Here is a 25,381-nt window from a genome sequence, read left to right as displayed (position 1 = left end):
AAGCACACAACCGGATACGACGGTGCCGAACGCAAGAAACGTCCTCCACCTTGGGAGATTTAGCAAAAGGGCCCCTTACTCCTTGGTCGTCCCCAGCCCAGAATCGAGATTGTGCATTTTTCAGGCTAAAAGATGGCGAAAGCCTTAACCATGTCGGCTTTCGCTTGCCTCACCCGCCGGAGAACTCAGCATAAAGGCGGGGTCGCCGCGCTATATGCAGCGGCCGCCGTCCACTTCCAACGCTACGCCGGTGATGAATTTCGCCTCGTCGGAAGCCAGCCAGAGCGCCGCATTGGCGATGTCGAGCGGCGTCGAAAGGCGGCCGAGCGGGATCGAGGCACGGAACTTGGCGCGAAGCTCGGGCGTGTCCTCGCCCATGAACTGGGCCAGCATTCCCGTTTCGCCGGCGACCGGGCAAAGGCAGTTCACGCGGATGTTCTTCGGCGCGAGTTCCACCGCCATCGACTTGGTCGCGGTGATCGCCCAGCCCTTGGAGGCATTGTACCAGGTCAGCCCCGGACGTGGCCGCAGGCCGGCGGTGGAGGCCGTGGTGATGATGGAGCCGCCGCCCTGTGCGTCCATGATCGGCACGACGGCGCGGGCGGCATGGTAGATCGCCTTCATGTTGACGGCGGTGATCAGGTCGAAGGTGTCTTCCTCGACCTCCAGCATGTCGCCGTTGCGATGGGTGTAGCCGGCATTGTTGACCATGATGTCGATGCGCCCGAACGCCTTCATGGTCGCTGCGACCAGTTCGTCGAACTCGGCTTTCAGTGACACATCCGTCTGAACGAAGATCGCCTGATGACCGATCTCGGCGGCGACGCGCTCGGCGTCCTTCACGTTGAGGTCGGCGACGACGATCTTTGCGCCTTCCTCGGCAAAGCGCTTGGCCATGCCCTCGCCGAAACCCGCTGCTGCACCGGTGATGATTGCGACCTTGTTCTTCAAACGTGGCATGCATGATCCTCAAATGTTGCGGAGGCTTGCGCTCTACGTTGCCCCCCTCTGTCCTGCCGGACATCTCCCCCACAGGTGGGGAGATTAGCCGGCCGCATTGACGGCGCTCTTCCTGCAATGCTGGCGATTGGCGAAAACAGTAATGACATCTGATCTCCCCACCTGTGGGGGAGATGTCCGGCAGGACAGAGAGGGACGCCGTAGAGCGCCGACCTCCGCAAACTACCCATGATTGAACACCACCGTCTTGGTGGCCGACATATCGTAAAGCGCCTCGAACCCCTTCTCTCGCCCATGGCCGGATTTCTTGAAACCGCCGAAGGGCAGTTCTATGCCGCCCCCGGCACCGTAGCCATTGACGAAAACCTGGCCGGCGCGCACGCGCTTGGCGACGCGGTGCTGGCGTGCGCCGTCCTTCGTCCAGATGCCGGCGACGAGGCCGAAATCGGTGCCGTTGGCGAGACGGATGGCCTCTTCCTCACCCTCGAAGGGAAACAGCGTCAGCACCGGCCCGAACACCTCGTTCTGGGCGATTGCCGCCGCCGGATCGACCGAGCCGAGCAGGACGGGTGCCTGATAATAGCCCTCAGTGGGCGCGTCAGGATGGATCGAGCCGCGCGCGAGGATCGTAATGCCGGCCTCTTGCGCCGCCGCAATCATGCCCGCGACCTGACTCTTCTGCTTGGGATTGATCAGCGCGCCGAGATCGAGATCGGCATCATGCGGGCCGGCGACGAGTTTTGAGAACCGCTCAGTGAGGCCGGCGGCAATCCTGTCATAGACCGGTTTTTCGATCAGCACGCGGCTGCCCGCCGAGCAGGTCTGGCCGCCATTCTGGATGATCGCGTTGACGAGAACGGGCAGCGCCGCCTCGATATCGGCGTCGGCAAAGACGATCTGCGGCGACTTGCCGCCGAGTTCCATCGTCACCCCGCGATTGTTGATTGCCGCCGCCTGCTGGATAGCGGTGCCGGTCATCGGCGAGCCGGTGAAGGTGACGTAGTCGACCAGCGGATGCGCCGAAAGGGCTGCCCCCGCATCGCGGCCATAGCCGGTGACGACGTTGAACACGCCAGCTGGAATGCCGGCTTCCAGCGCCAGTTCGGCAATGCGGATCGTGGTCAACGAGGCGTCTTCGGCCGGCTTGACGACCAGCGTGTTGCCCATGGCAAGTGCTGCACCCGCTACACGGGCAAGGATCTGCAGTGGATAGTTCCAGGGAATGATGCCGGCGACCACGCCATGCGGCTCGCGCAAGGTCAGCGCCGTGTAGCCTTCCAGAAACGGGATGGTGTCGCCGTGGATCTTGTCGGCTGCACCGCCGTAGAATTCGTAATAGCGCATGGCGCCGTTCACATCCGCCCTGCCCTGCCGGACCGGCTTGCCGGTGTCGCGCGATTCGAGTGCGGCGAGTTCGGTGCCGTTTTTCTCGATGAGCTGGAAAAGCCGGGTGAGGCAGCGGCCGCGCTCGACAGCAGGCGTGCGGCTCCATGGCCCGTTATCGAAAGCTGTGCGGGCCGATTGCACGGCACGGTCGACATCGGCAGCGCCGGCGGCGGGAATTGAGGCGAAAACCTTGCCGTCGGAAGGGCAGCGCACGTCGATCCGCTCGCCCGAAAGCGCGTCGACCTGCTTTCCATCGACGATCTGCATGAAGGCGCGGCCTTCCGCCACCGTTCTGGAAAGATGCGTTCCCATCGCAATCTCCTTTGGAAATCGTCACGTTCAAGTCTTATGTTGCGTTTGCGAACAGACCGGAGTGACTATCGCCTGATGAGAAACGCCCCGGTTGGACCAGTGTCAAGGTTGAAGCTGTGACAGTCTGACACTGGTAATTTTAAATCGATTAGATTAATAGACGGCGGACTCACCGCCGTCGTGAACACGGAACTGCAATGACTAGCCAGATCATCCCCGTCGAAGCCTTCGACCTTGTCGTTTTTGGAGGCACGGGCGACCTTGCCGAGCGCAAGCTGTTGCCGGCGCTCTACCAGCGCCAGCGCGCCGGGCAATTCTCCGAACCTACCCGCATTATCGGTGCCTCGCGCACCACGATGACCGACGACGAGTATCGCGCATTCGCGAGCAAGGCGATTTCCGAGCATGTAAAAGCGGAGGAAATCGACCCCGCCCAGCTCGAAAGCTTCATTGCACGCCTCTCGTATGTCGCGGTGGACGCGAAAACCGGCGATGGTTTCCCGAAGCTGAAAAAGGCCATCGGCAACAGCAAGAACGTGCTGGTCTTCTATCTTGCTGTGGCGCCAGCGCTGTTCGGCGATATCTCGAACTACCTGAAGGCCAACGATCTCGTCACGCCAACCGCGCGCATCGTCCTGGAAAAGCCGATCGGCCGCGACCTCGCCTCCGCGCGCGAACTGAACGACCAGATCGGCAAGGTCTTTTCCGAGCAGCAGATTTTCCGCATCGATCACTATCTCGGCAAGGAGACGGTGCAGAACCTGATGGCGCTGCGCTTCGCCAACGCGCTTTACGAGCCGCTGTGGAATTCTGCCCATATCGACCACGTCCAGATCACCGTGGCCGAGACCGTCGGCCTGGAAGACCGCATCACCTATTACGACAAGGCCGGCGCGCTGCGCGACATGGTGCAGAATCACATGCTGCAGCTTCTGTGCCTAGTCGCCATGGAAGCGCCCGCCTCGATGGAAGCGGACGCGGTGCGCGACGAAAAGCTGAAGGTGCTGCGCTCGCTGAAGCGCATCAACGGGCAGGAAGCGCCGAAATCGACCGTGCGCGGGCAATATCGCGCCGGCGCATCGGCCACCGGCCCGGTGAAGGGCTATGTCGAGGAACTCGGCAACGGCCAAAGCGAGACCGAAACCTTCGTCGCCATCAAGGCCGAGATCGAGAACTGGCGCTGGGCCGGCGTGCCCTTCTATCTGCGCACCGGCAAGCGGCTGGCCTCGCGCGTCTCGGAAATCGTCATCGAGTTCAAGCCGATCCCGCATTCGATCTTCGAGGAAAGTGCCGGCAACGTCATCGCCAACCAACTGGTGATACGCCTGCAGCCCGACGACGGCGTCAAGCAATGGATCATGATCAAGGATCCGGGTCCGGGCGGCATGCGCCTGCGCAATGTCGCACTGGACATGAGCTTTGCCGAAAGCTTCCAGGAGCGCAATCCGGACGCCTATGAGCGCCTCTTGATGGACGTGATCCGCGGCAACCAGACGCTGTTCATGCGCCGCGACGAGGTCGAGGCGGCATGGAAGTGGATCGACCCGATCCAGGGCGCCTGGGCCGACAGCCATCAGGAAACGCAGGGCTACACCTCGGGCACCTGGGGTCCGTCCGCCTCGATCGCGCTGATCGAACGCGACGGCCGCACCTGGCACGAGAGCTGAGCGATGGACGTGGCTGCCCGCAGCTGGCACGAATTCGCCTCGTCCGAGACGCTGGCGCTGGGGCTTTCCGGCACGGTCGCCAAGGTTCTCGGCGATGCAATCGCCTTGCGCGGAAAAGCGACGATCGCCGTTTCCGGCGGCACCACGCCCGGTCTGTTTTTCCGCACGCTTTCGCGCGAAAAGCTCGACTGGGCCAAGGTGACGGTGACGCTGATCGACGAGCGGTTCGTGCCGGCGGATTCACCGCGCTCAAACGCCGGACTGGTGGCCGCGAACCTGCTCCAGCACGAAGCGGCGGCGGCAAATTTCGTCGGCCTCTATTCCGAGGCAGGCAACGTGCAGAGTGCCGCACAGCGCGCCAATGATTCAATCGCCCGCAGCGCGCTGCCTCTGGATGCCGCGATCCTCGGCATGGGCGGCGACGGCCACACGGCTTCTTTCTTCCCCGACGCCGGCAATCTGGCCGCGCTGCTCGACCCGGCTTCCAAGTCGAACGTGCTGCCGGTGCATGCGGCAAGCGGCATCGAGCCCCGCCTGACGCTGACGCTACCGCGCATTGCCGAGGCAGGCTTCGTCGCCTTGCATATCGAAGGCGTGGAGAAGCGCCGCGTTCTGGAAGCAGCGCTCGGCGATGGAAGCCACCTGCCTGTGCGCGCCGTATTCGACCACGCAAAGACACCCGTCCAGGTGTTCTGGACGCTGTAATATTCTGCATGTCGAGCCGGAGAACGCTCCTCCACGTTTTCCGCGGCATGATCCAGACCATGATCCCGAAGACGGGAACCGGTTTTCGAAAAGGTCATGGTCAAACAACAAGACAGGACCGAGAGCCATGACCGCGAGAAGCGATATCGAAGCCATCACCAACCGCATCCGCGAGCGGTCCAGGGGCTCGCGAGAAATCTATCTCGGGCGCATCGCCGAAGCCTCCAGCCGCTCGGCCAACCGCGCGGTGCTTTCCTGCGGCAACCTCGCTCACGGCTTTGCGGTTTGCAGCCCGTCTGAAAAAATCGCGCTCGGCGGCGACAAGGTGCCGAACCTCGGCATCATCACCTCCTACAACGACATGCTGTCGGCGCATCAGCCTTTTGAGACCTTTCCGCAGATGATCAAGCAGGCGGCGAGCGAAGTGGGCGGCATCGCGCAGGTGGCGGGCGGCGTGCCGGCCATGTGCGACGGCGTCACCCAAGGCCAGCCGGGCATGGAGCTTTCGCTGTTTTCGCGCGACGTGATCGCCATGGCGGCGGCTGTCGGCCTCAGCCACAACATGTTCGACGCCGCCGTGTTCCTCGGCGTCTGCGACAAGATCGTGCCGGGCCTGCTCATCGGGGCCCTGACCTTCGGCCATCTGCCGGCCGTGTTCATTCCTGCCGGGCCAATGACGTCGGGCCTGCCCAACGACGAAAAGGCCCGGATTCGCCAGCTCTATGCCGAGGGCAAGGTCGGCCGTCCCGAACTGCTTGAGGCGGAATCGAAGTCCTATCACGGCCCTGGCACCTGCACCTTCTATGGCACGGCCAATTCCAACCAGATGCTGATGGAGATCATGGGCCTGCACACGCCGGGCGCATCCTTCGTCAATCCGGGCACGCCGCTGCGCGATGCGCTGACCAGGGAAGCCGCCAAGCGCGCGCTGGCGATCACCGCGCTCGGCAACGCCTATACGCCTGTCGGGCGGATGATCGACGAGCGGTCGATCGTCAACGGCGTCGTCGGCCTGCACGCCACCGGCGGCTCGACCAACCACACGATTCACCTGCTCGCTATGGCGGCAGCGGCAGGCATCAAGCTGACCTGGCAGGATATTTCCGATCTCTCCGACGCGACCCCGCTTCTGGCGCGCGTATATCCGAACGGTCTTTCCGACGTGAACCATTTCCACGCCGCCGGCGGGCTCGGCTTCCTGATCCGCGAACTGCTCGACGCCGGCCTGCTGCATGAGGATGTGCAGACCGTGTGGGGCGAAGGCCTGCGCCCCTATGCAGTCGAAGCCAAGCTTGGCGTAGACGGCAGCGTCACCCGCGAAGCCGCGCCCAAGCAGAGCGGCGACGAGAAGGTGCTGGCGCCGTTTGCCAAGGCGTTCCAGTCGAATGGCGGCCTGAAAATGCTGTCGGGCAATATCGGCCACGCCGTCATCAAGACGTCTGCCGTCAAGCCCGAACGCCGCCTGATCGAGGCACCCGCCGTGGTGCTGGACAGCCAGCAGGCGCTGAACGACGCCTTCAAGGCCGGCGAACTCGACCGCGATTTCGTCGCCGTCATCCGCTTCCAGGGACCGCGCGCCAACGGCATGCCGGAACTGCACAAGCTGACCACCATTCTGGGCATCCTGCAGGACCGCGGCCACAAGGTGGCGCTTGTCACCGACGGCCGCATGTCGGGCGCATCCGGCAAGGTGCCGGCGGCGATCCATGTGACACCGGAAGCGTTGGAAGGCGGGCCGATCGGCAAAATCTGCGACGGCGATATCGTGCGGCTTGATGCCGACAATGGGACACTGGAAGTGTTCGTTCCCGAGGCTGAGTTGAAGGCGCGCAAGGTGCCGCTGATCGACCTCACGGCAAACGAATATGGTTTCGGGCGCGAGTTGTTCGCTGGATTCCGGCAGATGGTTGCTCGTGCCGATCAGGGCGCGAGCGCGTTCGGGATGGTTTGAAGACGGGCGGCCTGTTTCTCATCGAGGATTAGCACTTGCGGCGGGACCCCCACCCCTAGCCCCTCCCCACAAGGAGGAGGGGGACGATTTCATCGCCTTTGCCACCAAGAACGTTAAAGATTGGGGCTGAGCAGCCGTGCAGCAAAGTCCCCCTCCCCTTGTGGGGAGGGGTTAGGGGTAGGGGTCCCTCCGCAAGCGCCTGTCTCCTTAGAGGAGCGTCGAACTTCGCATCATTTGCCGGCGCGGACTGTGTGCAGCGCCTCAGCGTAGGCGATCAACCCGGCAACAACCGTGCTCCGCTGATCGTCGGACAAATGCCGGAAGGCCGCGGCAACCTGATTTTGCCCAAAACTGTCGATTGCCGCGAGCGTCGCCTTTCCGCGCGCCGTCAGCGTCAGGAGCTTTGAGCGGGCATCGCCGGGGCTTGTCCGCTCCTCGATTTCGCCGGTATCGACCAGCTTGCGCAGCATCCGGCTGACACTCGATTTTTCGAGGTTGAGGATTTCGCTGAGCATGCCGGCAGTCATCGCCTCGTTGCCGCCAATCTCGATCAGCGCATGAACGGCGGAAATCGGCAGGCCGGTTGAGGCAAGAGTGGGCCGCATGAAACCGAGTTCGCGCACGAGCTTGCGCGAGGAATCGCGGACCTTTTCGATCTCTTCGCTTTCCAGCATTTCATGATCCTCTTGTTTATAATTAGTTGTAAGATACAACTTATCTGAAATCAATCAGAGTTGCGTAAACGAGGCAGACATGTCCGTGGAAACCTTTAATTCAAACGAGCAAGCAGCACATGCCCGAATGGCTGACTGCGTCTGCCTGATCACCGGCGGCGGCAGCGGCATCGGACAGGCGACTGCGCTCAAGATGGCCGTCGAAGGTGCCGCCGCAGTGGTCATTGCGGGGCGTCGCGCCGAGGAAGGTGAAGCCGTTGCGCAAGCATGCCGCGCCACCGGGGCGCAAAGCTTGTTCGTGCGCACGGACGTGACCAATGACGAGGAAGTCGAGCATCTGGTGCGGGCGACAGTCGAGCGGTTTGGGCGGCTGGATGTGGCTTTCAACAATGCCGGCTATCAGGAACGGCCCGGGCCGCTGGAGACGCAGAGCACCGAGACATTCGACGCTGTGTTCGACACCAATGTGCGCTCCGTGTTCGTGTGCCTGAAGCAGCAGCTGGCGGTGATGTTGCCGCAAGGCAGCGGGCGCATCGTCATCAACACATCCGTCAGCGGTGTGCGCAATCCCAACCCCGGTTTCGCGCTCTACTCGGCCTCGAAAGCGGCAGTGATCTCGCTGATGCGCTCGGCGGCGATGACCTATGCGTCGCGCGGCGTGCGCATCAACGCGGTCGCGCCCGGCCGGGTGGTGACCGACATGATGAAGCTGGCGGCGTCCGGCGTCGGAGGATTGGAGGCGGTGGCGGCGGGGCTGCCGCTGCGGCGCATGGGCGAACCCGAAGAAGTGGCGGAAGCCGTGGTGTGGCTTGCATCCGACCAGTCGGCCTTTGTCGTCGGGCATGTGCTGGCGACTGACGGCGGGTTCCTCGCGGCCTGAGACAACTTGATGGAGATGGCCTTCATCTCACTGCGGGGGCATGGCCTTTGGATGTCGTGCTGCCCCTCACCCTTACCCTCTCCCCGTAAGAACGGGGAGAGGGAGGCGTCATCGTTGCGGCCAGCCTTCCTCTCCCCGTCTCTATACGGGGAGAGGAAGCCGGCAGGCAGGTGAGGGGCAGCGCCGACGTTGGAAGGCAGGGAGCGCTGGGGCGCATAAAATGCGACATGCTCTAATAGGTCGTGCGGCGCTCTTCGCTGGGCGGGCGGCCGAATTGCAGGCGATAGCTTTGCGCGAAATAGGAATGCGAGGTGAAGCCGGTCGCGATGGCCACGTCGAGGATCGGCATGTTGGTCTGACGCAAAAGCTCGCGCGCGCGCTCCAGCCGCAGGCGCATGTAGTAGCGGCCGGGCGTGACGGTGAGATGGCGCAGGAACAGGCGCTCTACCTGCCGCACCGAGAGGCCGGCCGACTTCGCCAGTTGCACCGCCGAAAACGGCTCGTCGAGATTGTCGGCCATCAATTCGACGATCTTGCGCAGCTTTTCCGACTTGCCGGTGAGGTCCCGCTCCGGCCCGACACGCTGGCGGTCTCCGGCCGAACGGATACGCTCGTGCTGGAACTGGTTGGCGACGCCATTGGCGATGTTGGAACCGAAATCGGTGCGGACGATCTCCAGCATCAGGTCGATGGAGGTGGTGCCGCCGGCGCAGGTGTAGCGCTTGCGGTCGATCTCGAAGACGTTGCCGGTGCAGTTGATGTCGGGAAAGCGCTCGGTGAAGCCGGCGCGGTTTTCCCAATGGATGGTGCAGCGATGGCCCTCGAGCTGGCCGGCTTCGGCCAGCAGGTAGGAGCCGACCGAGAGCGCGCCGAGCGTGCCGCCGCGCCTTCCCCAGTTGCGAAGCGCGCCGAGCACCTTGCTCTTGCCGGGGAATTCCGTGGTCAGGCCGACGCAGACGAACAATATGTCGACGGGCGGTACATCGGCCACGCTGTAATCGACCTTCAAAGGCAGGCCGTTGGACGCAATGACGGAATCGCCATCGGCGGAGACCGTCGTCCAGCCGTAATAATCCTGGCCGAGCAGACGGTTCGCCGAACGAACCGTGTCGATCGCGGCTGCCAGGGAAAACATTGAGAACTTGTCGACCAGCAGGAAAGCGAACTGCCGGCCGCCTTGAACCAAATCGGCCATGGGCGGCATATCTACCGGAACGGGAAGCTTCGGCAAAGATGCCACCTGCGTTTGGGCTGAAAGATAGTTAGAAGGACGGGCGTTCGATGCCGGCAGCGAGACTAGCAGAGACAAGCGTGTTTGCCATCAGCATGGCGATGGTCATCGGGCCGACGCCGCCGGGCACCGGCGTGATGGCGCCCGCGACCTTCGCCGCCTCGGCATAGGCGACATCGCCGACCAGCCGCGACTTGCCCTCACCCTTTTCGGGCGCCGGAATGCGGTTGATGCCGACGTCGATGACGGTAGCACCCGGCTTGACCCAGTCGCCCTTGATCATCTCCGGACGGCCGACGGCTGCTACCAGAATATCGGCGGTGCGGGCGATTGCCGGCAGGTCCTTGGTGCGGCTGTGGGCGATGGTGACGGTGCAGTTGGCGGCGAGCAGCAAATTGGCCATCGGCTTGCCGACGATGTTGGAACGCCCAACGACGACGGCATTGAGGCCGGACAGATCCTTGCCGCGCACGCGTTCGATCAGCAGCATCGAGCCGGCAGGCGTGCAGGGCACAAAGGCCGTCGCCAGTTCGCCGGTGCCGAGCTTGCCGACATTGATGAAGTGAAAGCCGTCGACATCCTTTTCCGGCGCGATGGTCTGGATGACCTTGCCGGCATCGACGTGATCGGGCAGCGGCAGCTGAACGAGGATGCCGTGAATGGCCGGGTCAGCGTTGAGATCGCCGATGAGCTTGAGCAGCTCGGCTTCGCCGGTGTCGGCGGGCAACGTGTGCTGGACCGAGTGGAAACCACACTCCTTGGCCTTCTTGCCCTTGGAGGAGACGTATACCTGGCTGGCCGGATCCTCGCCGACGATGACCACCGCAAGGCCGGGCGTCACGCCATGCTTGGCCAACAGATCGGCGGTCAGGCGCTTGACGGTCGCGACAACATCTTCGGCTACCAGCTTGCCATCGATCACTTCAGCCATTTATTTCTTCCTATGAATTTTTCTTGCATAGCAAGCATACCCGTATATCAGGCATAGTCACGAAAAATTCGCAGCGCAATCCCGTCAATACGGCACGGCGTGCCGCTAACGTGAAACAGCGGTGAATTATTTAGAAATAGCGGCGGCGCGCGCGTGACGTCGCGAGCTCTTCCACGGCCTGGCGGAAGTCGCGCAGGCTGGCGCGGATTTCTTCGATGGGCGGCTGATGGGCCGCAGGATCCGGCATTTGCTGGCCGGCCGGCGCGTGCGGCTGCGGTGCGGACGCGGGCTGGAATGCCCCCGGCATCATCGGCTGATATGCGGGCGGCGCTACCGGCTGAGGCTGAACCGGCATTTGCTGTTCAAAGGCAGGCGCTTGCTGAGGATAGGGATAATAGCCCTGCGGCTGAATCTGCGAATGCAGCGGCTGGTACATCTGCGCGGGCGCCTGCGGATAAGGCGTTGTCTGTGGCGCATAAGTCATGGGCTGCACCGGCGGTTGCCCATAATGCCCGACATGCGGCGCCGGCTGCTGCGGATAGGCCTGCGGCTGAGGCGTCGGCTGGACGAAAGGCGGCACCGCAGCCTGCTGATAGGTCACAGGCGCTTGAACCGGCTGTGGCGCATGATAAGTCGGGTAGCCGGCGGCGGGATTTTGCCTCGGGTCTGTCTCTGGGTAGGAAGGCTGCTGCGGCATTGGAGCCGGCTGCGAAACTGCGCGTTCCGCGACGGAGTACGCGCTAGCCGGCGCCGCGGGTTCGCGTGCGAAGGCGGGTTCGGCAAATGGAGATGGTGCAGCTTGCGGGGCCGGCTGGTATGGATGCTGCGCTGGCTCGCGGTTGCCCGGCGGGACATCCAGCGGCGCGGCGTCGCGCTTGCGTGGATTGCGCCGGCGACGGCGATCGTCGGCGGTATCGCGCAGGCTTTCATAAGCGCCGCGCATGCCGCCCAGCCCGATGCCCGCCAGAAAACCGAGGATGGTGCTGGCTATCGTTATCGTCGAGCGTGACGGCCCATTGGCCTGCAACGGCGCATATGCGACCGAAATCACGCTCATATTGGCCGTATTGATGTCCCTCTGCTCGCCGGTCTCGCGGGCACGCAGCAGGAAGGATTCGTAGACGGCGCGCTTGGCGGTCGCCTCGCGCTCCAGTTCGCGTAGGGTCACGAGTTCGCTGCTGACGCTGCCCGAACGCACCTTGAGCTGGGCCAGCCGCGAGGAGAGCTCCTGTTCAAGCTGCACGGCGCGCTTCAGTTCGGTCTGGACCGAGGAAACGATGCGGCGCAGTTCGGCGGCGATCTGGTCTCGCGCGCCGGCAAGCTGCCCTTCGACCGCCTGGCGCTGCGGATGGCGCGGCCCGAGCTTGACGGCGAGACGGTCGGCCTCACCCTTCAGCGTCGAATATTGCGAGCGCAGTTCGGTCATGCTCGCCGACGCTATCTCTTCCGGCAGCACGCCGCCGAGAACGGAATCGACATTGACGCCTCTGGTGGAGGCGGCCTTGGCATTGAGTTCCAGCGTGCGGGCGCGCGCGATCGAAAGCTGCTCGTTGAGCTTCAGGATCTCGTCGTCGCTGATCAGGCGGCCCTGTGCGTTGATGAGATCGTTCTCGGCCTTGAAGGCTTCGACCTTGCGCTCGGCCGCTTCCACGCCGCTGCGAAGCTCGTCGAGACGGGCCGTCAGTTCGTCGGTGGCGCGGCCGGCGGTATCGGACTGCAACTCGCCATAGGTCTTCAGGAAAACATCCGCCATGGTGTTGGCGATAAGCGCCGACTTCTCGCCGTCCTGCGTCTTCACATCGATGACGACCACGAAGGTCTTGCCGCCGCGTTCCACCGAAAGGGCCTTGGCGAGGTTGCCGACGGCCAGCGAGCGGCGGCGGCCGGGATCGTCGGCGCCGTTGCTGCCGCGTGACAGCAGCGAGCGGACGAATGACAGAGGCCCGCCCCCGCCCTGCCCGTTGAACTCGGGATCGCTTTCGAGATTGAGGCGGTCGACGACTTTGTTGAGCACGGTTCCCGACGTGATGACGCGAACCTGGTTCTCGACGATGGCGAGCGTCGCCTCGTTGGAGAAGCCGGCCTGGGTGAGGTCCCGGTCGACCAGCTTGAGGTCGCGCGGATCGATCAGCAACTCGGTTGCCGCCTCGTATGTCTTGGGCGTCGACAATGCGATGGCGATGCCGAGCAGCGCGCCGAGTATCGTCGTCGCTGCAATTAGCAATTTGGAGCGGGCGACACCGCCGATGACCTTCATCGGGTCGACCAGCGGCTTCCACTGCTGGTCGTCACCATCATCGCCCCTTTGAGCGAACTGATCTTCGTTGCCACGCACGCTGTCATCATCCTGCCGCCGCGTTGCAAGCCGCCGGTCCTGATCGACGGAGGCGGCTTCGGCGGAGACCGATGATAGCTGATGCTGGCGATGCTGCGCCATACGCGACATCCAGCCAGGAACCAGATCGGCGATGTGCCACGAAGATCGAGCCTCAGTTGAGGTTTCTGCCGGCTGCGCGCTCGGCGCTTCTGCCGTAATAGGTGCTTCCCGGCGGCTTTCGCGCTGTGCCCTTGCTGCCCGATGGCGCTCTACCGGATCGGCTTCCGGCTCCGAATTCGCCATAGAAAGCAGGGAACCGGGGCGTGGTGCCTTTCGGGCATCACGATCATCGCCGGCATAGGCAAGCAGCGAACGCTTTCGATCATCACGATTTTCGGTGTCGAACATTCTGCGACAGCTTCCAAACGGGGCACGGTGATCGAGAACCGATCGTTAAGTCACGCTAAACAAGTATGGGAAACAAAACGTTAATTTAGGTGCAACTTGCGGTAAGCGCCAGCGTGCATCCTGCTTTGCGGGACATTAAGCTTTCAACGGTAGTTTCTCGACTCAAATATGACCCAGAGCAACAACACAAGGCCTGCGCGGCCAACCGCGCGACTGACCGCGTTCCTGTCGGAACGACGCAACCTCGTACGCGACTATTTTTCGGCGATCAGTGGCGCCGGCGGGCGGCTGGTCTTCTCACTCATCTATTTCATAGCACTCGCCAACACATTGTCTTTGGCTGACTTCGGCCTCTTCGCAACCGCCTCGGCAGCGGGCGTCATGCTGTCGCGCATCCTCGCTTTCGGCTTCATCTCAGCACTTTACCGGACGGCCACGATCCGGCCGAACCTTATCGGCACCTTCACGGCGGGTTTCATCCTGCTTGCGGTCCTGTCGCTGCCGCTGCTCGCGGCGGCTTCCTATGGGATCTATCTGCTGTTCTTTTCAAGCGAACTGCCGCTCAAGATCTTTGCGACGGTGGTCTTTGCCGAAGCACTGTTGTGGCGGCCCGTCGAGGCGGCGCTGATCGTCAACAACGGTCTCGGCCGCTTCGGTCGCGCGGCGATCATGGCGATACTCGGAACCGTGGCGCGCGCAGCTTTCGCGGCGGCGTTCTACTTCTGGCCGACGCATACGCTGGAGGACTGGGTACTGTTCTACATCGCCGCCAACGCCATATCAGCAGTCATCGCCTTCGGCTTCTTCTATCCACGCCAGCGCCTGCGGCTGCGCATTCCGCTCTATATGCGGCGGCTGGCGGATTCGGTCTATGTCGCTGGCGCGGAAGTGCTGTTCTATCTGCAGATGGAGTTCGATAAGCTGCTGGTGCTGTCGATCGGTGGGCCGCAGCTTGCAGGCCTCTACGCCATCATCATGCGGCTGGTCGATCTCACCGCCATACCGATCCGAACCTTCTCGATGATGCTGGTGCAGCGCATGATGCGCGCGCCGGAAATGCTGAGACGCCTGAAAGTACGCGGTGGCATAGAGCTCGGCGTGTTCCTCGTCTCGACGCTGGCCCTGTTCTGCCTTGCGGTGGTCCTGCATTTCTTCCCCAACGCACTCGGCAGAAACGTCGCCGAAGCCGCCCCGCTGGTTGCGCTTGCTATATGCGTTCCGGGCCTGCGCAACCTGGTGGAATACCAGGCCGAGCTGCTGTTCGCGCGAGGACAGACGCTGATCCGCGCGATAAACCTAGCGCTGCTGGCCGGGCTGAAGGCCGTGCTTCTGATCTGGATACTGACGCGAGGGCTGGAAACGCCGGACCTGATCTGGTGGCTGAACGGCGTGTTCGCGGCACTCTACCTGGCCTCGGCGGCCCTCACCTATTCGGCATTGAAGCTGCCGGCCAAGGCCGTGTAAGCGCTACGCCTCGACCAACCGCCTGATGCGGTCGAGGTCGGTGCCGATGAAGGACTGCATGCCGATCGCCACCTGCTCGGGCGACATGGTGGCGACGAATTCGCGGAATTCCGCCTCCGACATGGCCGAGCCCGTCCAGTGCACGCGGCAGAATTCCTCCGCGCCGTGGAAATGGCCCTGCCCTTGCAGAACCTCGTCGACGAAGCGGCCATAGAGCAGGCATTCGGAGAATTTTCGCGCCGAGCCGAGAACCGCGATCCAGTGGCGGCCATGCACCGCCTCGATCTTCCGGCACATTTCCAGCACGCTGTCGCGTCGCCATGCGATCAGCGTCGAGATGTAGTCATGCGGTGATGTTTCGGGGTTTTTAATGCCGAGGGCTGCCCCCGCATTGCGCGACCATATGCGGTGTTCGCCCTGATCGCCGCCTGCCATCGCGTTGTCGCGCCGGAAAAGCCGCACCTTGCCCTCGCGCTGGAAGGCGGAGAAGTTGAACGGCTTCAGGAAGGCGACGTCGGAATCGACATAGACAAGAACGTCCTCCTTCGCATGCACTGCTACCGCGATGCGGCGCAACTGCTGCACATGCCATCCGCGCAGCGGCATGGTGCGCAGGCTGAGCCAGACGCGGCGGCGAAACAGGCTGAGCGGGTCGTCCAGAACATGAAGCCAGTTCGGCAGCAGGTCGCGCTCGTCGACCACCGTGCGGTTCGGCGTTTCAAGCTGGCGAAACAGCGGCACGTCGCGATGCTCGACCAGGATGTAGTGATGCGCCATGCCGGTGACGTGGCGGTCGACGGTCTCGCAAAGCAGCCGGCAGCGTTCGAAATCGGGCGCGTAGCTGGCGGTCACCATTGCCGACTGCAAGGTCACCGGCATGTTCGAGCGCCTGTCATCGGAGGGAACGAACCGGCTGTTCACCGTTCTTCCCTCACGCCGAAAAACTTCTGATGCAAGGCACGGGCGAGGAAGAGCGGATTGCCGACGATATAGCGGCGCCACAGGCGGCGCGGCTCGATGATGAGGCGGAACAGCCACTCGAGCCGCAGGGTGCGCATCCAGCCGGGCGCGCGCGGCACGGAGCCGCTGAGGAAATCGAGCAGCGCGCCGACCGCGATCGGCAGAATGCAATGCTGCTTGGTGAGGTTGCGGGCGATCCACAATTCCTGGCGCGGCACGCCCATGGCGACCAGCAGGATGTCGGGGCGCAGGATTCTGATGCGTTCGAGGATTTCCGGCTCATCCTTGGGCGCAAAATAGCCGTCATGGATGACGGCAAAGCTGTGCTGTTCGGCCAATGCTGCGAGTTTGCGTGCGGCTTCGTCGGCGTTGCGGCGCGTTGCGCCAATCAGCCCGACCGTTAGCGGACGGGCAGACGCTTTCAGGAACGCGGGAATGAAATCGGTGCCGTTCAGGTTCGACGGAAACGGCGCGCCGTAAAGCAGTTTCGACGCGATATCGACGCCGATGCCATCCGGCAGAATGACGAAATCGTTCAGCGCGTCGGCGAAGGCTTCATCGACGCAGGCAATGTTGGCGTTGTGCGCGTTGAGAAAGCTGATCTTGGTGAAGCGGTTGTCATCCAGCTTGCGCTTCAGGATGGTGATCGCCTCACCCCATTCGATATTGGCGACGTGAATGCCAAGTATCATTCTCCAGGACTTCACATCGGAGGACCGGCGGCCGGCATGGACGTTCATGCGGCGGCTCCGTCTCTCTGGTAGCCGATCTTGTCAAGGCCGCGCATGACCTGCGTATCGAGTGCCGCGCGCTGCTGGCGGTAGAAGATGCGGCCATCGGCGTCGGCAACCTTGCCGGACGCTGCGCGTTCGAGCGCCTTGGCGAAAACCGCCGGATTGTCGGTGACGACACAGTTTTCCGGCATATGGTCTATGCCGCGGAGCGCACTTCGGGTCGCCACCGCGGGAAGGCCGAGTTCGAAAGTTTCGATGGTCTTGAGCTGCACGCCGGTGCCGGCACGGCTGATCAGCGGGATGACCGCTGCACTTCGCACGAATGCTTCGGCATCGGGCACACGGCCGACGAACTCCACGCCGGGATGGCTCGATGCTGCGCCCGCGAGCGTGCGCCCGGCGATGCGGATGCGAAAATCGCTCGGCAGTTGCGGCACGACCTCGCCCAGAAACCAATCCAGCCCAATGCGGTTCGGCTGCCAGGTCCAGGTGCCGATGAGTGCTGCGTCACACTCGATCTGCCGCTTCGACGGCTGCGGCGGGGGCGTGTGGCGCGTGACGAGCGGGAGCGCCGCCGACCTGTCGTCCGAGGCGACGCCGAGGGCTGCGCGGTCTTCCTCCGCCAGCGTGAACACGAAACGCGCCTTTTCGCACAGCCGCAATTCAAGCGTCTTCAGCAGCTTCGCCTCGCGCGTATACATGAAACGCTGGAGCATGCTGTTGACCGAATGCGCGATCTCGATGGCCGAGCGATGCTCGACATTGTGCGCAACGAAGATCGAGGGTCGGTCGTCGAAGACGCCCTCGAATGCGCCGGCAAACTGGACGGAATTCAGCACATAGCCGTCGAAAGGCCCGGCCGCAGCGATCTCCTGGCGCAACTCCCCGGCAGTGACGGCGCGCAGCTTCACCGATGAGAAGGTCAGGCCGGTGCGCATTGCCTTGGCCAGCCAGGCGATCTTCTGCTTGAACGGGGCGTCTTCCGTGCGAACGTCGATTTCGCCGAGCACGACGGTGTTGTCGGGATCGGCCGGCGGCTTGCCCGGCCAGGCAAAGCCGATGACCGTGACGCGCACGCCAGCACGATGCAAAGCATCGATGACCGCGGCGTTGGCGATCTCGTAGCCCGATTCCAGCGCGCCGTCCGGCACGATCGATGTTGCAAACAGAAGATGCATCACACCCCTACGTCAGCATTTTCGCTAGCAGAGCGCAGTGAACCGTTGATTAAATGACACATATGATTGTCGCGATTGCTCCGTCGGCGAAGCCCGTTCCACGAAAGGTGTTTAACGAACCGTTATCGGCGATAGTGATATCACAGCCCAAACTCAATCGGCAGCCCGCGCATGACCCTTTCGCCATCAAACGGCGCCGTTTCGATCGCCGGCAAGTCTCCTGCCCTGGACTTTGCGGCAATGGAAGCGGTTGTTACCGTGCCGACTTTCCGCCGGCCGGAGCAATTGCTGGCCACGCTCGACTCACTGCGTGCGCAAAAGACGCAACGCCCCTTCGCCATCATCGTCATGGAAAACGAGGCTGAAAAGCGCGAAGGCGCCAGGGCAGCGACGCCGCTGTTCGTGGCCGGACATCTTCCCGGCATGGTCATCATTGCGCATGATCGTGGCAACTGCAGCGCCTACAATGCCGGCTGGCAGACGGCGATCCGCTATTTTCCTGCCTTTCGCCACCTGCTTGTCATCGACGATGATGAGATCGCCGACGAGAACTGGCTGGAGCGGATGTGCCTGGCATCGGAGACGATGCGTGCCGACATTGTCGGCGGCCCGCAAATTCCCGTCTTTGCAGAACCTGCTCACGAAAAGTGGGCGACGCATCCGGTCTTTGCGCCACCCTATAGCGAAAGCGGGCGCGTGCCGGCGCTCTACTCGTCCGGCAATCTCCTGATCGGACGCAATGTTCTGGCGGCGATGGGCCCGCCCTTTCTCGACCTGCGGTTCAATTTCATGGGCGGCGGCGATTCCGATTTTCTGAGCCGCTCGGCCGAACGCGGCTTCAGGCTCGGCTGGTGTGCGGAAGCGCCCGTCCACGAGGCTGTACCGGCTCGCCGGGTCGAGGCCGACTGGATCCGCGCCCGTGCCTTGCGCAATGGCGTGATTTCGACGCTGGTGGAAAAGAAGAAGCGGGCCGGCACGCCTTTCGCCAACACGAAAGTGCTGTTGAAAAGCCTGGCGCTGCTGGCGGCTTCTCCGATCCGCGGCGCACGGCGGCTCTATGAAACGCGCTCGCTTTCTGTCGGACTTTATCCCGTCTATGTTGCGCTCGGCCGGGTGATGGCCGAATTCGGATATGCCAATGAGCAATATCGTCAGCCCGAAAAGAACTGAGAAACCTTTCGATGACTTCGCCCCACCGGTCGTCTGACGCGATTTTCTCCGCTTCCGGTGCTCACGGACCGCATGTCCGCTCCGCTCCGCTTCTCGAAAACCACGCTATACACCTCGGCGGAACGAGTCCTCGAAAGATTTCATTGCGAACGACACTGGCCGGCGCCTTCACGCGCACCGGCATCGCCACCGCGATCGCCTCGCTGCTGCTGACCATCGTGATGATATCGTTCCGGCCGTTCCAGCCGGGCGGCGCCGAGATGCCGTCGGCGGGCGGCGACATCGTCAACCAGCTCGGCTTCGGCGCATTGGGCGCGATCTCGATCTTCTCGCTGTTCACCTTTGCCGACCGGCGCGTGCTGATGGCGCTGTTTGCGCCGTCTTTCCTGCTGCTGCTCGGTTTCCTGATGCTTTCGGTCGCCAATGCGACGGACCCGATGGCGGCACTGCGTGCCGCTTCCTTCACCATCATCGGCATATTGGTGATGGCGACGGTCCTGGCCATTCCGCGCGACGCCGACGCATTCTCGACCGTTATCGCCTTTTCCGGCATCTTCATCGTGGTGCTGTGTTTCGTCGGGCTGGTGCTGTTTCCAAACGAGGCCAAGCACACGACCGCCGGCGCCGAGCCGCAACATGCCGGGCTGTGGCGCGGCGTGTTCACCCACAAGAACATCGCCGGTCCGGTGATGGCCTGTTTCAGCTTCGGCGGGCTTTATCTGTTCCGGCGCGGCTGGAAGATCACAGGTCCCTTCCTGCTGGTCGCCGCCATGATCTTCATGATGAACACCGGCTCCAAGACCACTGCCGGGCTGGTGCCGCTTGCGATCCTGATGGTGGCGGTGCCGGGAATCTTCGGGGTGCGCTCTCTGACACCGGCCCTGTTCCTGCTGGCGATCATCGGCACGACGATCGGCACGCTCGGCATCGTCTTCATCGAGCCGTTGCGTTTGTTCGTCCACCACAACTTCCCCGACCTGACCTATACCGGCCGCACCACGCTGTGGGAGTTCGCCGGCGAAATGATCGCCAAGAAGCCATGGACCGGCTACGGCTATGAGAGTTTTTGGGGCACGATGTTCCTCTGGACCATGGACCAGCCCTTCGACCGGCCATGGGACATCCGCAGCATCGTACATGGCCATAACGGATATCTCGACATCGCCGTCATCATGGGCATTCCGGCACTTTGCGTGGCGGCCTGGGCCTTCTTCATCGCGCCGCTGCGCGACTACATGCGCATCCCGATGCGCAAGGAGAACGTCTATCTCGGCGACTTCTTTATGATGATCCTTCTGTTCACCGCGCTGAACTCCTTCCTGGAGAGTTTTTTCTTCCGCCGCGCCGATCCGGTCTGGCTGTTCTTCGTCTTCAGCATCATCGGGCTCAGGCTGGTTGCGCGTTTTCCGGTGGCGACACGGACGAAACGCTAGTTGCAAAGCGCATGCGGACGTCACATCTTCACCGCATGAGCGCGCGTGACATTGCTCCTCCGGTCCGGCTGTCCCGGCGAGAACTGATCCTTGGCGGGCTCGGGCTGGCTGTGCTGCCTGCCTTGCCGCGCGAGGCTTTCGCCGTGGCGCCGGCTTCCGGCCGGATGATCGACGCCACCTTCATCTTCACCAACGACGTTCACGCCTGCCGCATGGCCAGCGGCCTCAGTCCGAACTGCCTGCAGGAAGGCAAGACGGACCAGAACCTGCTACGCCACATCGCAGCACTTAACCGGGTTCCGAACAATCGCTGGCCGCAGGATATCGATGGCGCGGCGAGCGGGCTTGCGGGCGCAGGCAGGAAGATTTCCCGGCCGCTCGGCGTGGTGGTCGGCGGCGACCTGACCGACGATGGCGGCGGGCAGATGACGCAACCGCGGGAAGGTACCCAGTTGCTGCAATTCAGCCATCGCTACCAGCAGGGCAGTGGGCCGGACCGCGTGCATTTTCCCGTCTATGCCGGCCTCGGCAATCACGATCTCGACCAGGACGGCCCGCCGCCGCAAACCGACTGGTACCGGCAGGAACTGCGCGACTATATCGAAATCAACCACCGCCCGAGTGTGTTCTTCAAGCCGCCGGTGCCGGCCGAGAACTACGACAGCGCTTCGGACGACTATTCCTGGAACTGGGGCGGCCTACATCTGGTCCAGACGCACCGCTTTGCCGGCGACACCGCCAAGGGTGCGGTGAGCGGCTTGCCATGGCTGAAACGGGATCTGGCGACCTATGCCGGCAACGGCGAGCCGGTGATCCTGTTCCAGCACTATGGCTGGGATCCGTTCTCAACGGAAAAATGGGACCCGGCGAAAAAACAATTCGACGATGACGGCTCTGGCGCACCGCATTGGTGGAGCGAGGACGACCGCCAGGCACTGCTGGCGGTATTGTCCGGCCACAATGTCGTCGGCATCTTTCACGGCCATCAGCACGAGACGGCGATGATCTACCAGCGCGACGGGCTCGATATCTTCAAGCCCAAGGCCGCCTATATGGGCGGCTTTGCCATCGTCCATGTCACCAACGACTACATGGATGTCGCGCTGGCCGAGGCGGTCGGCGACAGGGGCGAGATGATCTTTACCAATGCCTTCAGCAAGAAGCTGGACACGCCCTGACGAGGATTTGGGCCAGTTGCACGGCCACCCTTTTTTATCCGGACATGACCGTCTATTGAGGTCTGATCTGGAGAACTGAAATGACAATCAAAGTCGTGCTCGCCGGTTGCGGCAATATGGGATACGCGATGCTCGCGGGCTGGCTGAAATCGGGCCAGTTGAAGCCAGCCGAAACCTTCGTCGTCGAGCCGAATGCGGATTTGCGCGCGCGTGCCGAAACGCTGGGTGCTGCGGCAAGTCCGGATGCCGGCGGCCTGCCGGCTGGCGAAACGCCGAAGCTGGTGGTGCTGGCGGTCAAGCCGCAGGTGATCCGCGACGTGACAGCCGCCTACAAGCATCTCGGCAACGGTGAGACGACCTTCGTCAGCGTCGCCGCCGGAACGCCGGTTGCGACCTTCGAAGCCATCCTCGGCAGCAAGACGCCGATCATCCGGGTGATGCCGAATACGCCCGCCGCAATCGGCAAGGGCATGATGGTTGTCTATGCGAACGGCAATGTATCGCCGGAAACCAAGAGCTTCGTTGAGGAGCTTCTTTCAGCCAGCGGTGCGGTGGCGACCATCGATGACGAAGGCCTGATGGACGCCGTGACCGCGGTTTCCGGCTCAGGCCCGGCCTATATCTTCCACTTCATCGAATGCCTGACTGCCGCAGCCGAGCACGCCGGCCTGCCGAAGGAAACGGCAAAGCTGCTCGCCATGCAGACCGTGTTCGGCGCGGCGAGCCTCGCCGCCGAAAGTGCCGAAGAACCCGGCGTTCTGCGCCAGCAGGTGACAAGCCCCAACGGCACCACAGCGGCAGCGCTTGCGGTACTGATGGGTCAGGACCGGCTGAAGAACCTCTTGACCGAAGCGGTAGAGGCGGCGCGAGTGAGGTCGGTGGAGTTGGGGAAGTAGGGGGCGCCGGCCAGCAATTCGGTAGATATCAGGTGTGGCCCCACATCTGATCGATTTCGTCCTTGGACATCTATTTGCCGCCCTCACCGTTTCCGGCTTTGAGGTTTCCGGCGATTGTCGCAAGGCGCTCGGCCAAGGGTAAGCGGCCGTTTTCGCGTTTGAGTTCAGGTGGCACTGGGGCGTCGATTGCCACCTCGGTCAGGGAAGTCTTGAATTTCTTCTTCATGACTGCTCCATCACTCGTCCGTCGACCACCACTCAAACAAGGGCCGCCAAACTCTCAGCAGCCCCATAAAGCATCAAATCCTGCCGCCGCCGCAACTCATACAGCCGCGTCGTTACATCCGGCCCGGCGTTGTCGGTGGTTAGCAGCTCACCTTTCTTGACCGGCTTCAGCACCTTGCCGCCTTCCAGCAGGCCGACAGGCACGGCGTGGCCGGCGCGGGCTTCTTCTGCGGTCATCGTCCAGGAGCGGTAGCAGGTTTCGCCGATGGCATCGAAGGTCTCGCCGGCTTTCAGGTCGCGCTTGGCCACCGCGCAGACTTCGGCTACCGGCCTCGGCAACGGCACCATGTCGGGCTTGCCGTAGAGCATGATGCGGGCCGCAGTCAGCGGCACTTCCAGCGAGGTCAGGTGGTATGGCCGGAAGAAGCTGTAATAGGGACCGGTGCCGACATGCAGATCATCCATGCGTTCGATGATGCGCGGATGGGTCGCCTCGACGATCACGAAGACGCCCGGCGCCACGCCCTTGCCGATCGTGTAATCGACGACGCCCTTCTTGCTCAGCACGCCGCCGTCCTCGCGCGGAATCAGCACCTTGGCCAGTTGGTCGCGGTCGGCCTTGGGGCCGTGCATGCCGGGCTTGTCGGGCACCAGCCCGGTAGCATTGGCGATGGCCGCCATCTCGACCATGGTTTTCGAGCCGTCGATGAACTCGACCAGCATGCGCGGGTTCATGTTGCGGCGGATCGCTTCCTCGCGATAGTCGTCGGGCACGGCATCATGGTTGAGCGGGTTGTTCTTGCCCTTGCCGGCGGAAATGATCGTGTAGCCGAGTGCCGACGCAAACTCGATCAGTTCCATGCAGCTCGACGGCTCGTCGCCGGCGCCGACCGAATAGACGACGCCGAGCCGGTCGGCTTCCTGCTTGAGATAAGCGCCGATGGTGACGTCGGCCTCGACATTCATCATGACGAGATGCTTGCCGTGCTCCATCGCCTTCAGGTCGAAATCGGCTGCGACGCCGGGCTTGCCCGTGGCATCAATGACGACATCGACCAGCGGGTTGGTGACCAGCATTTCGTTGGAGGTGATGGCGATCTTGCCGGCCTCGATCGCTTCGGTGATCTTCGAGGCGGTGTCGGCTTCGCGCGCCATGGCTTCGTCGCCGTATGCAATTTTTATCGCCTCGCGCGCGGTATGTGGGCGGCGGGTAGAGATGGCGCAGACCTCTACGCCCTTCATCAGCATCGCCTGCGTGACCAGATCGGTGCCCATTTCGCCCGAGCCGATAACGCCGATACGAACCGGCCGCCCCTCCTCCGCACGTCTGGCAAGATCACGGGCGAGCCCGGTGAGGGCGACATTGGTCATGGCAATTCCGATGCTTGGTAAAACTGAACGATGTTACGGGAATTGCGCCCGTCTTGCCAACGAAACGGCCGCGCGTCCAGTCACAGTCTACCATCATCCGAAGCAAATCGGCAGGCTGAAGCCCGATGCCTGCTCAGTTGAGCTTGACCAGCACGACGCGGCGGTTCTTGGCGCGGCCGGCCTCGTCGTCATTGCTGGCGACGGGTGCCATCATGCCGGCGCCGGCGGCGGTCAGGCGAGCAGCTTCGATGCCGTATTTGGCGGCAAGCTCATCCTTCACGGCATTGGCGCGCCGCGACGACAGGTCGAGATTGTAATCGAAGGCGCCCTGATTGTCGGTGTGGCCGACGACGATGACGGAGATATTCGGCTCGTTCTTCAGCAGGGCCGCGATTTCCTTCAGGGTCGGCTCGGATTCCGGCTTGATGTCGGTCTTGTCGGTGTCGAACAGGATGCCATAGAGCGAAATGCTGCCCTTTTCGCTCAACGAATCGGCCATCTCCTTGGCCTCGACCAGAACCATCTTCTTTTCGCGCGGCTTCGGTTCCAGAATCTGGACGACGGCAATGGTGCGCCCGTTGAATTCCTTGCAATAGAGGTCGTCGACCAACTGATAGGCCTGTACGGTGACGTAAGCGTCACCGGCCGACTGCGGCACCTTGGCGGTGAAATAGCGCTGGTCATTGATGCCGGCGGTCAGGGCGCAATTGCCGTTGGAAAAGGCTGTATCCTTCACATCGGCCTCGTGGAAGAAGTATTGCATCAGGCTCATATGGCCGCCGCCACCGCTGCTCGAACGGGTGGCGTCGCCGCCGCATTCTTCCTTCTTGCACTCGAACTGGACTTCGCCGCCGGCCTCTTCGATCACATCCTGATAGTTACGCAGCACTTCCAGCGGCGAGCGTTCGCCGGGCAGCACATAGGCGATGCGGGTCAACGCGCCTTCGACCTCGACCTTCTTTTCAGGGGCGAAAACGCGGTTGTTGCTGGAATCGCGCGCATCTTCGTCCTCGCTGGGCTTCAGCGGCGAAAGCGGAATGGTGAAATCGGTGTAGGAGAATTTCTCGTAGCTGACGATGAACGAGCCGTCATAGCGCTTGGCCAGCGCATTGTCGGCGGCACCTTCGATGTCGGCAGTGGGAATAGTGGCATCGGCGGCAGCAAGATTTACGCCGGCAAACAGAAGAATGGCCGCACAAAACAGCGTTGCGACCCCGGAATCCGAAAATTGCATAATCTTCCCCCACTGCGCTCATCGCAGGTGGGCAAAAATACCTTCGAGCAACAAGAAACGCAATTACGCTTTACTGCTGAATAGGCCAATTTTATTTTTCGGCTCGAGAAAAATTC

General features: G+C 62.7%; 21 protein-coding genes. 9 read left to right on the top strand and 12 right to left on the bottom strand.

Annotation, left to right across the window (positions count from 1 at the left end):
- Positions 1-210: 210 nt before the first annotated feature.
- Both G6N74_RS04550 and G6N74_RS04545 read right to left on the bottom strand, forming a co-directional pair.
- Positions 211-960: an SDR family oxidoreductase gene (locus G6N74_RS04550; RefSeq protein WP_165114855.1), complete on the bottom strand. Its 750-nt coding sequence runs from the start codon at positions 958-960 to the stop codon at positions 211-213.
- Between the two features lie 222 nt (positions 961-1,182).
- A complete protein-coding gene (locus G6N74_RS04545; protein ID WP_165114853.1) occupies positions 1,183-2,658 on the bottom strand; it encodes an aldehyde dehydrogenase family protein in 1,476 nt (491 codons plus the stop codon).
- A gap of 197 nt (positions 2,659-2,855) precedes the next feature.
- Here G6N74_RS04545 and zwf point away from each other — a divergent pair, with 197 nt between their 5' ends.
- From zwf to edd, 3 genes are all read left to right on the top strand, one after another.
- Positions 2,856-4,325, top strand: a complete 1,470-nt coding sequence (gene zwf / locus G6N74_RS04540; RefSeq protein ID WP_165114851.1) for a glucose-6-phosphate dehydrogenase — start codon at positions 2,856-2,858, stop codon at positions 4,323-4,325.
- A gap of 3 nt (positions 4,326-4,328) precedes the next feature.
- On the top strand, positions 4,329-5,030 hold the full coding sequence (gene pgl, locus G6N74_RS04535; RefSeq protein ID WP_165114849.1) for a 6-phosphogluconolactonase: 702 nt from the start codon (positions 4,329-4,331) through the stop codon (positions 5,028-5,030).
- Positions 5,031-5,157: 127 nt separating this feature from the next.
- Complete coding sequence (edd, locus tag G6N74_RS04530) at positions 5,158-6,981, top strand: phosphogluconate dehydratase (RefSeq protein WP_165114847.1); 1,824 nt, start codon at positions 5,158-5,160, stop codon at positions 6,979-6,981.
- A 230-nt stretch (positions 6,982-7,211) separates the two neighbouring features.
- Here edd and G6N74_RS04525 read toward each other — a convergent pair whose 3' ends face one another.
- A complete protein-coding gene (locus G6N74_RS04525; protein ID WP_205826532.1) occupies positions 7,212-7,655 on the bottom strand; it encodes a MarR family winged helix-turn-helix transcriptional regulator in 444 nt (147 codons plus the stop codon).
- Positions 7,656-7,782: 127 nt separating this feature from the next.
- On the opposite strand from G6N74_RS04525, the gene G6N74_RS04520 reads away from it, so the two are divergent.
- Positions 7,783-8,535, top strand: a complete 753-nt coding sequence (locus G6N74_RS04520) for an SDR family NAD(P)-dependent oxidoreductase (RefSeq protein WP_165114845.1) — start codon at positions 7,783-7,785, stop codon at positions 8,533-8,535.
- 232 nt (positions 8,536-8,767) lie between these two features.
- Here the strand turns inward: G6N74_RS04520 and G6N74_RS04515 are convergent, their stop codons facing one another.
- The 3 genes from G6N74_RS04515 to G6N74_RS04505 all read right to left on the bottom strand — a co-directional run bounded on the left by G6N74_RS04515 (position 8,768) and on the right by G6N74_RS04505 (position 13,422).
- Entirely contained in the window at positions 8,768-9,730 is a 963-nt protein-coding gene (locus G6N74_RS04515) for a GlxA family transcriptional regulator (RefSeq protein ID WP_205826531.1), read from the bottom strand.
- 67 nt (positions 9,731-9,797) lie between these two features.
- Positions 9,798-10,697 carry a bifunctional methylenetetrahydrofolate dehydrogenase/methenyltetrahydrofolate cyclohydrolase FolD gene (folD, locus tag G6N74_RS04510; RefSeq protein ID WP_165114841.1) on the bottom strand — a complete coding sequence of 300 codons (900 nt, stop codon included), beginning with the start codon at positions 10,695-10,697 and terminating at the stop codon, positions 9,798-9,800.
- 130 nt (positions 10,698-10,827) lie between these two features.
- Positions 10,828-13,422 carry a GumC family protein gene (locus G6N74_RS04505; protein ID WP_165114839.1) on the bottom strand — a complete coding sequence of 865 codons (2,595 nt, stop codon included), beginning with the start codon at positions 13,420-13,422 and terminating at the stop codon, positions 10,828-10,830.
- 168 nt (positions 13,423-13,590) lie between these two features.
- Between G6N74_RS04505 and G6N74_RS04500 the strand changes: the two genes are divergently transcribed.
- Positions 13,591-14,886: a lipopolysaccharide biosynthesis protein gene (locus G6N74_RS04500; RefSeq protein WP_165114837.1), complete on the top strand. Its 1,296-nt coding sequence runs from the start codon at positions 13,591-13,593 to the stop codon at positions 14,884-14,886.
- 3 nt (positions 14,887-14,889) lie between these two features.
- On the opposite strand, the gene G6N74_RS04495 is transcribed toward G6N74_RS04500, so the two are convergent.
- From G6N74_RS04495 to G6N74_RS04485, 3 genes are read right to left on the bottom strand one after another with little or no spacing between them, the layout of a single operon-like run.
- The gene (locus G6N74_RS04495; RefSeq protein ID WP_165114835.1) at positions 14,890-15,807 is read right to left on the bottom strand and encodes a DUF6492 family protein; all 918 of its coding nucleotides are present in this window, start codon (positions 15,805-15,807) and stop codon (positions 14,890-14,892) included.
- Complete coding sequence (locus tag G6N74_RS04490; RefSeq protein ID WP_165114833.1) at positions 15,804-16,586, bottom strand: WecB/TagA/CpsF family glycosyltransferase; 783 nt, start codon at positions 16,584-16,586, stop codon at positions 15,804-15,806. The genes G6N74_RS04495 and G6N74_RS04490 overlap by 4 nt, the downstream gene beginning before the upstream one ends.
- Entirely contained in the window at positions 16,583-17,758 is a 1,176-nt protein-coding gene (locus G6N74_RS04485) for a glycosyltransferase (RefSeq protein WP_165114831.1), read from the bottom strand. The genes G6N74_RS04490 and G6N74_RS04485 overlap by 4 nt, the downstream gene beginning before the upstream one ends.
- A gap of 171 nt (positions 17,759-17,929) precedes the next feature.
- Here G6N74_RS04485 and G6N74_RS04480 point away from each other — a divergent pair, with 171 nt between their 5' ends.
- From G6N74_RS04480 to proC, 4 genes are all read left to right on the top strand, one after another.
- On the top strand, positions 17,930-18,928 hold the full coding sequence (locus G6N74_RS04480; RefSeq protein ID WP_165114830.1) for a glycosyltransferase family 2 protein: 999 nt from the start codon (positions 17,930-17,932) through the stop codon (positions 18,926-18,928).
- Between the two features lie 143 nt (positions 18,929-19,071).
- Positions 19,072-20,361 carry an O-antigen ligase family protein gene (locus G6N74_RS04475; RefSeq protein ID WP_205826530.1) on the top strand — a complete coding sequence of 430 codons (1,290 nt, stop codon included), beginning with the start codon at positions 19,072-19,074 and terminating at the stop codon, positions 20,359-20,361.
- Positions 20,362-20,372: 11 nt separating this feature from the next.
- Positions 20,373-21,539: a metallophosphoesterase gene (locus G6N74_RS04470; RefSeq protein ID WP_246245643.1), complete on the top strand. Its 1,167-nt coding sequence runs from the start codon at positions 20,373-20,375 to the stop codon at positions 21,537-21,539.
- Between the two features lie 80 nt (positions 21,540-21,619).
- Positions 21,620-22,435, top strand: coding sequence for a pyrroline-5-carboxylate reductase (gene proC, locus G6N74_RS04465; protein ID WP_165114828.1), 816 nt, complete (start codon positions 21,620-21,622; stop codon positions 22,433-22,435).
- Positions 22,436-22,505: 70 nt separating this feature from the next.
- On the opposite strand, the gene G6N74_RS04460 is transcribed toward proC, so the two are convergent.
- From G6N74_RS04460 to G6N74_RS04450, 3 genes are all read right to left on the bottom strand, one after another.
- Positions 22,506-22,661, bottom strand: coding sequence for a hypothetical protein (locus G6N74_RS04460; RefSeq protein WP_165114826.1), 156 nt, complete (start codon positions 22,659-22,661; stop codon positions 22,506-22,508).
- A gap of 32 nt (positions 22,662-22,693) precedes the next feature.
- Complete coding sequence (locus tag G6N74_RS04455; RefSeq protein ID WP_165114824.1) at positions 22,694-24,031, bottom strand: NAD(P)H-dependent oxidoreductase; 1,338 nt, start codon at positions 24,029-24,031, stop codon at positions 22,694-22,696.
- Between the two features lie 133 nt (positions 24,032-24,164).
- The gene (locus tag G6N74_RS04450; RefSeq protein WP_165114822.1) at positions 24,165-25,265 is read right to left on the bottom strand and encodes an OmpA family protein; all 1,101 of its coding nucleotides are present in this window, start codon (positions 25,263-25,265) and stop codon (positions 24,165-24,167) included.
- Positions 25,266-25,381: the final 116 nt, after the last annotated feature.

Origin of the sequence: Mesorhizobium zhangyense (genome assembly GCF_011045115.1) — a bacterium.
Classification (GTDB): Bacteria; Pseudomonadota; Alphaproteobacteria; order Rhizobiales; family Rhizobiaceae; genus Mesorhizobium_M; species Mesorhizobium_M zhangyense.
This window is presented reverse-complemented; position numbering and strand designations above follow the sequence as displayed.